The sequence below is a fragment of the Isoptericola sp. NPDC057391 genome (assembly GCF_042668085.1).
Lineage (GTDB): Bacteria > Actinomycetota > Actinomycetes > Actinomycetales > Cellulomonadaceae > Isoptericola.
Genome location: NZ_JBHVBO010000008.1, coordinates 18,536 through 31,706 on the forward strand (window position 1 = coordinate 18,536; position 13,171 = coordinate 31,706).

General features: G+C 68.5%; 17 protein-coding genes and 1 tRNA gene. 9 read left to right on the forward strand and 9 right to left on the reverse strand.

Features of this window, described 5'->3' with window-relative positions; translation table 11 throughout:
• Together ACFUVW_RS02270 and ACFUVW_RS02275 are read right to left on the reverse strand one after the other, a co-directional pair.
• Window positions 1-624, reverse strand: coding sequence for a PAS and ANTAR domain-containing protein (locus tag ACFUVW_RS02270; protein WP_430569725.1), 624 nt, complete (start codon window positions 622-624; stop codon window positions 1-3).
• Window positions 625-704: 80 nt separating this feature from the next.
• Window positions 705-1,244, reverse strand: coding sequence for a helix-turn-helix transcriptional regulator (locus ACFUVW_RS02275; RefSeq protein WP_430569726.1), 540 nt, complete (start codon window positions 1,242-1,244; stop codon window positions 705-707).
• Between the two features lie 78 nt (window positions 1,245-1,322).
• Here ACFUVW_RS02275 and ACFUVW_RS02280 point away from each other — a divergent pair, with 78 nt between their 5' ends.
• The 4 genes from ACFUVW_RS02280 to ACFUVW_RS02295 are packed head-to-tail and all read left to right on the forward strand — an operon-like array spanning window position 1,323 to window position 4,131.
• A complete protein-coding gene (locus tag ACFUVW_RS02280) occupies window positions 1,323-2,387 on the forward strand; it encodes a serine hydrolase domain-containing protein (RefSeq protein ID WP_430569727.1) in 1,065 nt (354 codons plus the stop codon).
• Window positions 2,388-2,413: 26 nt separating this feature from the next.
• Window positions 2,414-2,905: a hypothetical protein gene (locus tag ACFUVW_RS02285; protein WP_430569728.1), complete on the forward strand. Its 492-nt coding sequence runs from the start codon at window positions 2,414-2,416 to the stop codon at window positions 2,903-2,905.
• Window positions 2,906-2,945: 40 nt separating this feature from the next.
• Window positions 2,946-3,482, forward strand: coding sequence for a toxin (locus ACFUVW_RS02290; protein WP_430569729.1), 537 nt, complete (start codon window positions 2,946-2,948; stop codon window positions 3,480-3,482).
• A 49-nt stretch (window positions 3,483-3,531) separates the two neighbouring features.
• Window positions 3,532-4,131 carry a dihydrofolate reductase family protein gene (locus ACFUVW_RS02295; RefSeq protein ID WP_430569730.1) on the forward strand — a complete coding sequence of 200 codons (600 nt, stop codon included), beginning with the start codon at window positions 3,532-3,534 and terminating at the stop codon, window positions 4,129-4,131.
• Here the strand turns inward: ACFUVW_RS02295 and ACFUVW_RS02300 are convergent.
• Complete coding sequence (locus ACFUVW_RS02300; RefSeq protein WP_430569731.1) at window positions 4,113-4,823, reverse strand: hypothetical protein; 711 nt, start codon at window positions 4,821-4,823, stop codon at window positions 4,113-4,115. The genes ACFUVW_RS02295 and ACFUVW_RS02300 overlap by 19 nt on opposite strands.
• Window positions 4,824-4,971: 148 nt before the next feature.
• Here ACFUVW_RS02300 and ACFUVW_RS02305 point away from each other — a divergent pair, with 148 nt between their 5' ends.
• A complete protein-coding gene (locus ACFUVW_RS02305) occupies window positions 4,972-5,388 on the forward strand; it encodes a hypothetical protein (RefSeq protein WP_430569732.1) in 417 nt (138 codons plus the stop codon).
• Window positions 5,389-5,394: 6 nt separating this feature from the next.
• Here ACFUVW_RS02305 and ACFUVW_RS02310 read toward each other — a convergent pair whose 3' ends face one another.
• Together ACFUVW_RS02310 and ACFUVW_RS02315 are read right to left on the reverse strand one after the other, a co-directional pair.
• Window positions 5,395-5,718 carry a hypothetical protein gene (locus ACFUVW_RS02310; protein WP_430569733.1) on the reverse strand — a complete coding sequence of 108 codons (324 nt, stop codon included), beginning with the start codon at window positions 5,716-5,718 and terminating at the stop codon, window positions 5,395-5,397.
• A gap of 83 nt (window positions 5,719-5,801) precedes the next feature.
• Complete coding sequence (locus ACFUVW_RS02315) at window positions 5,802-6,470, reverse strand: Type 1 glutamine amidotransferase-like domain-containing protein (protein ID WP_430569734.1); 669 nt, start codon at window positions 6,468-6,470, stop codon at window positions 5,802-5,804.
• A gap of 131 nt (window positions 6,471-6,601) precedes the next feature.
• Between ACFUVW_RS02315 and ACFUVW_RS02320 the strand changes: the two genes are divergently transcribed.
• Together ACFUVW_RS02320 and ACFUVW_RS02325 are read left to right on the forward strand one after the other, a co-directional pair.
• Window positions 6,602-6,844 (forward strand): hypothetical protein, encoded by a 243-nt coding sequence (locus tag ACFUVW_RS02320; protein WP_430569735.1) that lies wholly within the window; start codon window positions 6,602-6,604, stop codon window positions 6,842-6,844.
• Window positions 6,845-6,939: 95 nt separating this feature from the next.
• Window positions 6,940-7,440, forward strand: coding sequence for a DUF402 domain-containing protein (locus tag ACFUVW_RS02325; RefSeq protein WP_430569770.1), 501 nt, complete (start codon window positions 6,940-6,942; stop codon window positions 7,438-7,440).
• A 450-nt stretch (window positions 7,441-7,890) separates the two neighbouring features.
• Here ACFUVW_RS02325 and ACFUVW_RS02330 read toward each other — a convergent pair whose 3' ends face one another.
• From ACFUVW_RS02330 to ACFUVW_RS02340, 3 genes are all read right to left on the reverse strand, one after another.
• Window positions 7,891-8,430, reverse strand: a complete 540-nt coding sequence (locus ACFUVW_RS02330) for a hypothetical protein (protein WP_430569736.1) — start codon at window positions 8,428-8,430, stop codon at window positions 7,891-7,893.
• 247 nt (window positions 8,431-8,677) lie between these two features.
• On the reverse strand, window positions 8,678-9,622 hold the full coding sequence (locus ACFUVW_RS02335) for a hypothetical protein (RefSeq protein ID WP_430569737.1): 945 nt from the start codon (window positions 9,620-9,622) through the stop codon (window positions 8,678-8,680).
• Window positions 9,623-9,737: 115 nt separating this feature from the next.
• Window positions 9,738-11,486: a DUF262 domain-containing protein gene (locus tag ACFUVW_RS02340; RefSeq protein ID WP_430569738.1), complete on the reverse strand. Its 1,749-nt coding sequence runs from the start codon at window positions 11,484-11,486 to the stop codon at window positions 9,738-9,740.
• Between the two features lie 223 nt (window positions 11,487-11,709).
• Between ACFUVW_RS02340 and ACFUVW_RS02345 the strand changes: the two genes are divergently transcribed.
• Window positions 11,710-12,042, forward strand: a complete 333-nt coding sequence (locus ACFUVW_RS02345) for a tyrosine-type recombinase/integrase (RefSeq protein ID WP_430569771.1) — start codon at window positions 11,710-11,712, stop codon at window positions 12,040-12,042.
• Between the two features lie 324 nt (window positions 12,043-12,366).
• Window positions 12,367-13,020, forward strand: a complete 654-nt coding sequence (locus ACFUVW_RS02350) for an integrase core domain-containing protein (protein ID WP_430569739.1) — start codon at window positions 12,367-12,369, stop codon at window positions 13,018-13,020.
• 60 nt (window positions 13,021-13,080) lie between these two features.
• On the opposite strand, the gene ACFUVW_RS02355 is transcribed toward ACFUVW_RS02350, so the two are convergent.
• Window positions 13,081-13,170, reverse strand: a tRNA-Ser gene (locus tag ACFUVW_RS02355).
• Window position 13,171 lies beyond the last annotated feature (1 nt).

Sequence of the window (13,171 nt, forward strand, 5' to 3'; positions counted from 1 at the left end):
TCAGCCGCGGCGCAGCACGCGGTCGAGCGCCGCGCGACGGTCGACGTCGCGACGGTGCGCGACGTCGACGACGGCCCGCGCCAGGTCCCGCACGGCCACGTTGTGGTCGTTGGAGGCCGACCGCATCAGCTCGAAGGCCCCGTCGATCTCGACGTCGTAGACGACGGCGAGCACGCCCTTGGCCTGCTCGATGACGCCTCGGGTCGTGGCAGCCGCCCGGATGTCCGCCGAGGCCCGCTCCCCCGCCCGCTCGGCGACGGCGGACGTCACGTCGAGGAAGTAGCCCGTCGCCTCGTCGCGGCCCTGGTCGTCCTCGGCGCCGCCCACGACGGCGACCGTGAGCTCGCGGCGCCGGGCCGTCACGATGCGGTGCACGCTCGAGAACACCCCGGTCGCCGGCGCCGTCCCGAGGACGGCGCGGACGTCGTCGCGGTCCTCCGGGTGGGTGTGGGCGAGGACGAGGTCGGTGGTGGGCACCACCTCGTGCGGCTCGAAGCCGTGCATGCGGTAGACCGCCTCCGACCACGTCCAGCGGTCGGACGACAGGTCGAGGCGGAAGGAGCCCACCAGGCGTGGGGGACGGAGGCCCGAGGGCTCACCGGTCACGGTGGTGTCTACGGCCATGGTCGCCTCCGACACTGCTCAGAGCGAGCCGGCCACTGCTTGACCGGCGGCACGACTCTAGCAAGCGCACCGCCCCACGCTCACGGTGCGGGGGCGTCGCGCTCCTGCGCGTAGCGGCGGAACCAGTCGCGCGCGAAGCGGCCCGAGGCGAGGCCGTAGTCGAGGGTGGCGCGCTGGTAGGCGAAGACGTTGGCGAGCTCGTCGGGGACCTCCTGCCCGGCGAGCTGGTCCTCGAGCGCCTCCAGCCGCGCGACGTCCTGGTCGACCCGCGCCGTGAGCCGCGGCAGCACGGCGGCGCGCTCGTCCGGCTCGAGCAGGCCGAGGAAGAACAGGCGCGGCAGGACGGCGGCCTCGGCGTCGGGGCCGGTCACAGGGCCGGTCAGCCAGGCGCGGAAGTCCGCGCGGCCGGCGTCCGTGACGCGGTACGTCTTGCGGCCGCGCGCGCCGGGGGCGACGTCCGCGACCTCGATGAGGCCGCCGGTCAGCAGCGTCTCCAGCGCACGCCGGATGCTGCCGGAGCTGGCGCTGTAGAACAGCGAGACCGACGCCTCGAAGTGCTTGACCAGGTCGTACAGGCTGGCCGGCCGCAGCAGGAGCAGGCCGAGGATCACGTGCGCCATGGTCCGACCCTAGACCGTTGACCCTCATAGACCTGTCTAGTAGACATGTCTATGAGACTTGTTAGCGGAGGAGGGGTCATGGACACGTCACGCGAGGTCGACCGCCTGAGGTCGGCGCTGGACCGGATCGCCCGACGGCGCCCGTCGATGCCGGCGCCCCAGGTGCTGGTCGTCGCCCCGGGACTGGAGCTCGAGTCGGGCGGGTCGCAGCCGTTCCACGCCGCCAGCGTCGGGAAGGTCATGACCGCCACGCTCGTCGCGCTGCTCGTCGAGCAGGGCCGCCTCGGCTTCGACAGCCCGCTCGGAAAGCTGCTCCCCGCGTCCGACGTCGACGGCCTGCCCGCCGCCCCGGGCGTCGACGTGCGCACCGACGTCACGGTCGAGCACTTGCTCACGCACACCAGCGGGCTGCCGGACTACTTCGAGCCGCCCCGGGGATCCCGGACCGCGGTCTCGACGCGGACCGCCGCGACGGAGCCGGACCGGTACTGGTCCCCCGCCGCGCTGCTCGACGAGGTGCGCCGTCTGCCCGCTCGCGAGCGCCCGGGCGAGCGGTTCCGCTACGGCGACACCGCGTTCGTGCTGCTCGGCCGCGTCGTGGAAGAGGTCACGGGCGAGCCGTTCAACGCCGCCCTGCGCGCCCGCGTCCTCGAGCCCAGCGGCATGGAGCGCTCCTCCACCCCGTACAGCGACGCCCGCAGCCCTGCCGACCTCGAGGGCCTCGACGTCGCGCCCTTCTGGCTCGGGAGGCACGAGCTCAGCCGCGCGCTGAGCATGAGCCTCGACTGGGCCGGCGGCGGCATCGTCGCCCCGCCCGCCGACCTCGTGCGGTTCCAGCGGGCGCTGCACGGCGGACGCCTGGTCTCCCCCGAGACCCTGCGCTGGATGGCCGCACCGCGACACCGCCGTCGTCGGGGGATCCACTACGGCGCGGGCATGGTCACCGTGCGGTTCGGGGAGTTCACGCCGCCGTTCCTACGTGGGCTGCCCGAGCCCGTGGGCGGGCTCGGGCACTTCGCCACCCACCTGTTCTACTACCCGCGCCAGGACGCCCACGTGGTGCTGAACTTCCACGCGTACCGGCGCATGAACCAGTCGTTCATGACGCACGCGCGCATCGCGCAACTCCTTGCCAAACGGTGAGTGCGGCCAGCCGCTATGTTCGTGCCATGTCGAGCGCCGGCGGACGTCAGAGCCTGCTCGCCACCTGCCTCGTCGCAGCGACAGCAGTGCTCGCCGGGTGCGGCGGCCTGGCCGATGCGCTCCGTCCCACGGCCTACTGCTCCCCCGAGGACCCGGTCGTGAACCCGACGAGCGTCGCCCCTGGCGACGAGGTCCAGGTCGTGATCAGCGGGGTCGGGCGTCATCCCGAATGCTCGTCGACGTTGCCGGGCGGCGCTCGGTACGGGATCTCGATCGGCTCGCGGGTGGACGGGACGGGCAACGACGACCTCGGCAGCCACTACTACTCCGCCGGCCTCGTGGTCCTCGACCCCGACGACACCGGTGCCGCAGAGGCCACCGTCCGCGTGCCGGACGACATGCCCGTCGGCGAGGCGCAGATCTCGGTCGACCTCCAGGGCGCCAAGACGCTCTGCGAGATCGACCCCAGCGCATCGTGTGCACCCCACCCGTTCGCGGACCTCGACATCGTCGGCTGAGCCGCCGCCCTGGACCGGGACCGGCTGCTAGGTTCCCCCGGTGCGCAGGGTGTCGGTGGTCGGGGCGGCCGGGTCGGGGAAGTCCACGGTCGGGAGGCGCCTGGCGGCCGAGCTCGGGGTGCGGCACGTCGAGCTGGACGCGATGTTCTGGGGCCGGGACTGGACGCCGCGGCCGCGCGACGACTTCGAGGCCGACGCCCGGGCCGCGATCGCCTCGGGCGCGTGGGTGATCGATGGCAACTACTCGCGCCTCCAGGACGAGGTCTGGGCCCGCGCCGACACCGTCGTCTGGCTCGACCCGCCGCGGCCGGTCGTGATGATGCAGGTGTACCGGCGCACGCTGGCCCGCGCGATGGATCGCACGGAGCTCTGGCCGGGCACCGGCAACCGGCAGCGCTGGCGCGACGTCCTCGCGCCGTGGCGCAGGAGCTCGATCGTCCGCTGGTCGTGGGAGCAGCTGAACCGGTACCCCGAGCGGTACGGCGCCGCGATGGCCGACCCCACGCACGATCACCTCGAGTTCCACCGGCTGCAGTCGCGCGACGACGTCGACGTCTTTCTGTCCGCCGCTCGCTGAGGCCCACGTGCCGGCGACGAGTTCCGGCCGCCGCCAGGGTCCACCACCCATGACCAGAGTGGTGGGAGACATCTCGATCTCGTTGGACGGGTTCGTCACCGGGCCGAACCCGGGGCCCGAGAACGGCCTGGGCGACGGCGGCGAGGCCCTGCACACGTGGGCGTTCAGCGACGACCCGGTGGACCGGGAGCAGCTGCGCGCCGCCACGGCGAGCAGCGGCGCCGTCGTGCTCGGCAGGAACCTGTTCGACGTCGTCGACGGGCCGCAGGGCTGGAACGACGAGGTGGGCTACGGCGCCCGCGAGGTCGGCCGGCCGCCGTTCTTCGTCGTCACGAGCAACCCGCCCGTACGCACACGGCTCGCGTTCTGGACGTTCGTCACGACCGGCCTGCGCGACGCCGTCGCCCAGGCTCGCGACGCGGCCGAGGCGGGCGGCGGCGACCGAGACGTCGTCCTCATGGGCGGCGGCACGACCGTCGGTTCCGCGCTCGACGCGGGTCTGCTCGACGTCTTGACCCTGCACCTGTCCCCCGTCGTCCTCGGCGACGGCACGCCGTTGTTCGTCGGCGGCCGGCGGCACACGCTGGTGCAGCGGACGGTGACGCCGTCGACGACGGCGGTGCACGTCGTCTACGACGTCGTGCGTTGATCGTCTCCCAGCACCAGCTCGTCCAGCGCGCGGCGCAGGGCGTCGGTGTCCGGGCCGGGCACGAAGGCGGGGATCCGCAGGAAGTCCTCCAGGTCGGCGCGGGAGAAGTCGGCGAGCCGGTCCGCCCGGCCGTCGCGGATCGACTCGAACACGGTGGGGCCGTGCACGAAGACGGGGTCGGTGAGCCGGAGGGCGCCGTCCGCGGCCTGCAGGATGTTGCCGGGCCTGATGTCCGCGCCGCCCCACAGGCTGTAGCGGCGGGCCCCGTCGGCGAGCAGGTCCTCGATCCGACGGCGCAGGTCGACGACGTCGGGGTGGTCGGCGAGGTCGGCGCTCGCGCCGTCGGGCGGCGTCGGGTCGGACGCGCTCGGGATGCCGAGGGACGCGACGAGGTCGCGGGCGCGGCCCTCGTCCGCCGGGTGCAGGCGCTCCATGACGACGACGTAGCCGCGGTGGCGGAGCCGGACGACGTCGTCCACGCGCACCAGGAACGGGTTCGGCGGGCCGGCGAGGCAGGCGTCGGCGAACAGCCGGAACGCCGGGTCGAACGGCGTGACGCGCGCGGCGAGCGTGTCGTCGGGCGACGCGAGCACCCACGCCCAGTCACCGGTCCCGACCTCGCGCCAGCCCGCGGACTCGAGGGCGGCGCGTGCCTGGTCGGCGGTGGCATCAGGGGTGAGCGTCGGGAGCACGGTCCCAGCATCCGTGGTGGCCGCAGGCCCCGTCAGGTTCTTTCTGCCGGTGCGCGACGCCCGGCGTAGCGTGGTCGGCGTGTCCGCGCCGTCGCCCACGAGCCCTCCCGCGCACCTCTGGCGCCGAGAGGATGCCGCGCTGCGGAGCATGCGACGCGCACTCCTGGCGTGCGCCGCCGTGGCCGCGGTCGTCGTCGCCGACGCCGGCTGGCGGATGCTGAACCTGCACTGGTTCGCCTTCGTGGGCTACTCGCTCCTGATCTGGGCGGTGCTGCCCGTTCTGGCGACGCTGGCGCTCACGTTCGTCATCACGCTGGTGTCGGACGTCGAGCTGCCGATGTGGTGCACCGCCGGCATCGCCGCCCTCGCGACCGGCACGTGGATGGGCTGGGCCGTCGGGCCGACGTACGGCGGGATCACCTACGGCGGCGTCGTCGCTGCGGGCATCCTCGCCGTCGGGCTGGTCCTCGACTCGCGCCGGCCTCTGCGTTCGCGCCTCCTGCTCGCCGCGCTGACCGCCGCCGCGACGGCGGCGGTGACGGCCCTCGGCTTTGCGGCCCTGTAGCGCGGGTCAGCGGGGCGCGAGCACCTCGAGCAGCAGCACGACGACGGTGGCGGCGGCCGCGAGGGAGACCACCAGCAGCGGCGCTCTGCGGCCCCGCAGCAGACCGCGGACCTCCGCGACGACGACCCACACGAACAGCACCACCGACAGCACCCGGAACAGCGCGGGCAGGACCTCCGGCGACTCGATGAGGTTCTGGACGTGCCGCCACCACGTCGTGATGTAGAGACCGGCGAGGCCCGCCTGGATGAGCGCGACGCCGACCACCGCTGCTGCGCGGAGCGGGCTCGGGCCCTGCTCGTCCGGGTATCCGTCGTGGTGCGTCGCCATGCGGTGGTGCTCTCCTGGTGAAAGTCCGATCGAGGGGCGGGCCGGTGCCCGGCCGCCGCAGGCCAAGGTACAGCGCCTGTCGGTCAGGCCAGCTTTCGCCACGTCCCCTCGGACACGACCTCGATGGCGCCGTCGTCCACGACGAACGCGGTCTCGTCGTCGACGACGTAGGCCGGCCCGTCGAGCTTCGCCGCCCAGCGTTCGGCCGCGGCCTCCGTGTTGTCGGGCAGGTCCGGGTGGCCGAGGTGCGGGAACATCGATAAGTCGATGACGCCGAGGGTGGTCGCCTCCTCGCCATCAGGCGGCAGCCAGCCGACGAACTCCTCCCCGATGGCCGGCGTCATAACCATGCTGCCGCCGCTCATCCCGACCCACACGGCGTCGTCGAGCTCGGGCAGCAGGTCGGCCAGGCCCGAACGGCGCATCCAGTACGCGAGGTAGCCGGCGTCGCCGCCCGCGGCCAGCAGGACGTCGGTCTCCCGCACCAGCGGCACCCAGCGCTCCTCGGGGATGCTCGGCAGCGCGGTCAGCTCGAGCACGCCCACCGACTTCCAGCCGAGGCCGGTCATGTGATCCGTGGTTCCGGTGATGAAGTTCCACGCGTTCCGCCCCGGGCCGACCCACGGGTGCCCGTACAGCGCGGTGGGGATGGCGAGGGCGGTGCAGTCCTCGACCGGTCGTGGGAGCAGGGCCTCCAGCGCGGAGCGGATCGACGTGTTCCGCACGCCTGCGGACGTCAGCAGCAGCTTCATGGCGCGCCTCTCGGTCGACGGTCACACGGCAGACTGCGCAGGTGGCGACAACTCATCGTGCCGGGTGGCGCCACGGGTGAAGTCCTCTCCGAGAGCCGGGCCGAGGCTCGACCATCACCTACTCTCGCCGGATGAGGACACGCGCGTCGACGGTGATGCTCATCGGTGGCACGACGCTGGCCGTGCTGGGGGCGGTGGTGTCCGTCGTCTACTTCCTGCAGCCGTGGCGCACCTGCTCGTACGAGGATTCGTCGGCCGGCTGCGCGATGCTTCCTCTCGACGCGTCGATCATGACCGCGGCGATGCTCGTGACCCTCGTCGCGACAGCGGTCGCCATCGCCGGTGCTGCGGGCAGACGGCGCACCTTCTCGTAAGCGCGGGCTGTCTGGTACGCGGCTCCCAGGTCGAGCCCCACGCGACGCTGTAGCCAGCGGACGTCTCCCCCAGCAGACTGAGATCCGTGCTGAGGATGTCGAAGCGGAAGTGGTCCGTGGCCGAGGGGACCTGCTCGGAGGCGTTCAGCTGGCCCGTCGAGCACCTGGGAAGCGACGAGCACGGCATCTGGCTGGGCTCGCGGCGAGGAAGCCCTGTCCGTCAGCCCGACGGCCGTCGCGTCGAGCCGCAGGAGCACGACGGCGTCTGGCTGGTCGCCGAGGGCGCCTGGTGGGTGCCCGCCTTCTGGTTCACCGCCGCGACCGACCTCACCATCGACATCTGCACGCCGCCCAGGCTCGACGACGCCGTGTGGTCCTTCGTCGACCTGGAGCTGGACCTGTTCCGCAGCGCCGACGGTCGCGCGGGCATCGTCGACCAGGACGAGTTCGACGAGCTCGCCCTTTCCGGCCACCTCACCGATCGCCAGGTGGCGAACGCGACCGAGACCGCATGGTCGTTGCTACCCGACGTGGAGGCGAAGGCAGAGCCGTTTGGCGACACGGCGCGAACGTGGCTACGGGCACTCCGCTCCTAGCGCCCACTAGACCGACGCAGGCAGAACGGAGTCGAGGAACGACGAAGGGCCCCACGTCCGCATCACGCTGCGGGTGGGGCCCTTCGGGTGTCGGTAGCGGTGGGCTTCAAAGTGGTGCGTTGGTTCACCCTGCCCGCTCGGGTCGTTCTGGCATCTGACCTGGCCCTTTACCGCGCCGCCCGTTGGATCGGGTTGCACCCACCGGCACCGATCCGCCGTCCAAAACGGAAGCAATTCGGCGACCTTTCGGCACCTCAGCCGGTGGGGACACTCGGAGGCGCCGTGCCGATAGCGGAGCACAAGAGGCCGGCGGAGGGCCGGGTCAAGGGTGGCCGCAGGCCATCGCGTAGCGACGCCGCAGGCGCCCTTGACGCGGCCCAGAGTCGGCCGGATGCTCGGCAATCGGTGCGCGGCCGGAAGGCGACCCTTCGTGCGGGCCGAGCCCCAGGCTCAGTCCCCGAGCCGGTGGGTGCGGTACTCAGCAAGTGGAGTGTCGAAGCTCAGCCCGTTCTCGTCCAGCGCGTTATAGATCGTCAGCCTGTTCCCACCGTCGAGGACAAGGCTGACCGCCAGGGAACCGTTCGCAATGTCGGGACCGCACCACTCCAACAGTTCGACGTCGACAACCAGAAGCCCCTGGAGCGCAGTCAGCTTCTCGTCCGCGTCGGAGCGCCAGCGCCAGCCGCTGTCTGGGAAGTCGATGGGCCGCGCGACGTCGATACGGCCCCACGTGAGCGAGAGCTCGTCGAACTTGTTGTGCTGGATCTCCAGCTGCACGCCCTCGAACTGGAGCACCACCGGGACGTCAGCGACCCACTCGGCAGAGTCGTCGTCCCAGCACAACCAGACGTGGACCAGCGCCCGGCCCACGAGATCCAGCAGTTGCGGACCGTGCGCGGTAGCGACCGTCCCGACTCCCTGTTGGAACTCCGGCTCGTAATGTTCGATGCCGAGGTAGGTGGCGGCTGCTCGGCTGTGATCGGCGTCCACGAAGGTGAGGATGCCACGCGTTGGCGCGGCAGCGGGCGGCGCGGGTTTGCAGCCCGTTAGGTCGGAGCCGCACTAGAGCCGGAAGAGCGGGGGGCGGTCCTGGGGAAACTCGGGGCCGCCTTCGTCGTGTCATGGGAGGCAGCGCGGGGCCCCGCCCGTGCGGCCGACCGCGCGGCGGAGCCGCGCCTTGAGGCAGTAAGGAAAGTCCTCACCAACGGTGCCGCCAGCGCCGTTTGAGTTTCCTAGATCACCGACGTCCACGCCACTGGGAGCGACGAATCACCTCTCGGAGATGGCCACGCCAATTCCCGCTGTGCACGATGCGTGTAAAGTCGGCCGACGGATCAGACAGCAAGTCGATTCGACTTCGTTTACTGAGCACGTCCCACGACTCATACATAACATACAGCGCGTTTCCGTAGGCAAAATTCTCGAGCACAACAAGATCATCACGGAATATGTAGGCGAGGTAGCTCTGGTATCCGCCGCCACCAACCCCGATCTCGGGAGGATTCAATGCCTGCATGTTCTTGATGCGTTCTATCGCGACGTCGGTGTTCCGTGAGGCCGAAATTATTCCGAGCCGGGCCTCGATCGCTCGAAGGATCGCGGCAGGACTCACGCCGGGCGGGAGCAGTTCCCACGGGAGCTCCCGGTCACGACGCCATCGAACCTCGGTTTGATCTGCCGCGACAACCCCTACACCTCCGAAGCACTCGTTGAGGAGTCGAACAGCCATAAGAAGGTCAGGAGAGTCGACGGGTGTTGCTTTGGAGAAAACGCGGTCAACGCGAACCTCGATCTGAACCCCATACTCGCCACCGCCCGGTTTGGCCGTGTATGTAAAGGCGAAACCCTTACCGTGCCGAACCTCGGTCGCTTGAACTTCCCTCGAATGATACGCGGGGACAGTGGGCCGGCTCCTGTCGCCGTACGGGTGGACATCGGTGGTCCAAGACTTCAGCCGCTTAGGGAGATCAGGACGCTTTACCTCTTGGCCAACACGGTTCCATGCGGCCCATTGACCGCGGTGTTCCGGTGGGACCGTCGGGCCCGCAGCGTCCAAATTGTCGCCAGAAAACTTAATGTCGAGGTCTTCGTAGTGGCCCTCCAGCACATCGCCACGGTTTAAGACAAACACCCGACCAATCTGAAACTCAGATGAGGACAGCGCCGCGATCTGTGCCTGCAACGCCTTGCTAACTTCAACCAACGTTCCCCCATGGTTTGCTACTGGTGAGTCTAGGTTCGATTTGCACTGCTGCCGGCGAATGCTGAGACCGCAGGGCGCCTAACACATATACGCTCTAGCCCGCCGACTCGTCATGAATCTCTTCTTCGATCTCCAGAACTTCGGAAGCGTCCGTATCGGTGATTAGCGCCTCACCCTCAACTTCCGCCGGCCCCTCACCTGAATCAATCCCTGCGGGTTCTCCGACGAGCGACAGCGCGCGACTCTGAAGATACTCGGCCCTCAGGTTCAGGAAGCTCTCGTACTCATCGGCGAGGGCGGCATCAAGCGCCGACTCGGGAACAAGAAGGCTTTCGAGACGCGCGACGACCTCATCGCGTCCGATCCGACCAATGAGTGAAGCCAGATAGACACTCGGCGCCTTGTTGCTGATGGAAATGTTGCTGGCGGAAGTCAGCATGACTATATTCGCTGAAGAGTTGGCCTTCGCCGCCGGAACGCCGACAGACTTGAGATAGTCGCGCGGAAAGAAGTGGTGATACTCCTTATCATTGTTCCACGCAAGAGAGCGTCGCGGGTCGATCGTCTGACCCGTCAGCAGATCAACGGGATGGGCGTACGACAGCATCAACGCGAGCATCTTCGAGACAGCGCTATTCGACCTGAACTGCGTTACACGCCATACGTCACCGCGGGGAAGTGATGCGGGGACTTCGATCTCACCTGTGCCGCTCGCGAAACGAGCGATGGCGGCATAGTCGGCGGACATTTGCCCAGTATTCCAGCCACCGAAGTATCCGCTAAGAGTGGTGCGCCAGAACCATCGTTCGATACTAGCGTATTGCGACCCGGTAGGACTAGGAATCTGGCGAAAGATCTCAGCAAGCACTGCGAACTGATTCGCATAGGGAAGAGCCTGCGCGCGCGGCGCCTTGATCTGGGACGCCAAAAAGTCGACTGCACGACGAGAGGCCAGGCTGACGGTCTCAACGGTAGTGGTGAGCTCTGACGCTGTCTTGCCTCTGAGCCGATCCATGTCGTCCACGCGAAATCCATAGCCGGCAGCTGCGGACGTTACGCGGAGCATAGTTTTTCGATCGATACCGCCGTAATCGCGCGTCGCAAGCTCGCTGCGCACTGCATCAAGAGCATCTCGAAGATCAAATTCCGGGTCCCAAGTTGCGGCCCGCATAAGGTCGACGATCGTGAGCGGTGTCGCTGTGCTATTGATTCGCTCGAAGATCGGTGCGATATCGTCAATAGGCATATCGCCCAGGGTCACAGCCGCTATCATATAGTCCTGAAAGCGATTGAACAATGTGTCTGCTCGGGCCCGGAGCTCATCGTCGTCGATTGTGGCCGTGCGCTGAAAGTATTTGGCCGGATTTGTCAGATACCTCAGGGGCACCTGACCGAGTGGCGGCTCGTCGAGCGAGTACAGATGGAGAAAGCTCTGGGTTCGCAGGTCATAGACGATGTTCCAGAGGCTGTCTGGATCGTCATTTGGTGACCAGTAGAGCGCCCCGCAGACGGTCGAGAGCCTTTGCTGGCCGTCGAGGAGATAGTTCACGGGGTAGTCAGGCTTCGGCTCCGCGATCGAAAGTCCAGCGATGGATCTCTCGTTCGCGAGCTCCTGCTTAGACTGCCACAGCAGAATGCTCCCGATCGGATAGTTCAATGCGATCGAATCAAGCAGCCCGATGATCTTGTTGCGAGGCCAAACAAAGTCCCGCTGAAATTTCGGGAGGAGGATGTCGCCTGTAAGAACCCGCTGCGCGAGTTGGGAAATTCGTTCTACACTTGGTCGAGGATCCTTAAACGGGGCCTTGCCTGAGCTTGGTCGGGCGGGTTCAGGCTCGGACATCGATGTCTCCTCTGTAGGCGTGATCCCGATACTATCTGCGGCGCCACTGGTGAGAAGGGATTGAGCGGGTGAATGTTGCGTGCGGCGATCATGGGGAGCTGTCCTGTGCGCTCACAGCCCTCGCGACGCGCTGATCCGGCCTGGCCGACACGCGTCACGGGCGAGGCGGCAGCGTCAGTCTGGACTATCGCTGTCGCTGTGAACGATCCTCAGGCCGGGTCGTCTGCGGCAGTCCAAGCCCAAGTCGGACACGTCGCGCCGCACGATCACGCTGCCGGTCTTCGTCGTCGCGGCGATCACCGAGGCGCTGGACCTCGGGCTCGACGGCGGGCCGGACGACCTGGTGTTCCCGTCGACCAACGCCACGCCGCGCGCACCGAGCCGGATTCGCGACCAGCTCCGCGACGCGCAGGCCGCCATCGGCACCAAGGTCACGCCGCACGACTTCCGCCGCACCGTCGCCACCCAGGTCGCCAACTCGACCACCATCGCCAACGCGACCGCGCTGCTCGGCCACGCCGACGAGGGCACCACGGTGCGGTGCGGCACTACGTGAAGCGGACCCACGTCGCTCCGGACCTGCGGACGGTGATCGACCAGCTCGTCACCCAGACGTCGACGTCGGGCGTCCGGGAAGGGAAAACGGAGTGAAAAGGGAGTACGGGAAACGACGAAGGACCCCACAGCCGCAGGATTCTGCGGGTGGGGCCCTTCGGGTGGCGGTAGCGGTGGTGTCCAGTCTCAGGACATCGGAATGGGGTGTCTCAAGACATCGGCATAGCGTGTCTCGAGTCATCGGCATGGCCTGCCGCGTCGATGCTCGGGAGTGTCGAGGGCCGCCCTCCACACCAGCGCCCACCGACGCATCACCGCACAGATCGTGCTCGACACCTTCCGCCGCACCTGTGACCAGCACGAACACCCCGCCTCGGTCCTGACCGACAACGGCATGGTCTACACCGTCCGGTTCGCCGGCCGACGCGGCGGCCGCAACCACCTCGAGCACGAGCTGCACCGCCTGGGCATCGTGCAAAAGAACGGCCGCCCGAACCACCCCACCACCCAGGGCAAGGTCGAACGCTTCCAACAGACGATGAAGAAATGGCTCCGCGCCCAGCCCGACCAGCCCACCACCGTGCACGAGCTGCAGGCCCTGCTCGACACCTTCACCGAGCACTACAACCACCACCGCCCGCACCGGTCCCTGCCACACCGACAGACCCCGGCCACCGCCTACCAGGCCACGCCCAAAGCCCGCCCAAGCACCACAGCCCGAGAACACGACAGTCACGACCGACTCCGCCGCGACAAGATCGACAAGACGGGCTGCGTCACCCTGCGCATCGCCGGCAAGCTACGCCACATCGGCATCGGACGACCCCACGCAGGAACCCACGTCCTGCTCCTGATCCACGACCACGACGTGCGCATCATCAACGCCGCCACCGGCGAGATCCTGCGTGAGCTCACCATCGACCTCACCCGCGACCTCACCCGCGACTACCAGCCACGCGGCACCAACACGCAGAAATGACGATGGCCCGAACCCATATTTCGTGGGTCCGGGCCATCCCGATGTCCTGAGACATCACAGTGGCGGTAGCGGTGGGATTTGAACCCACGGTGGACTTGCACCCACACACGCTTTCGAGGCGTGCTCCTTAGGCCGCTCGGACACGCTACCT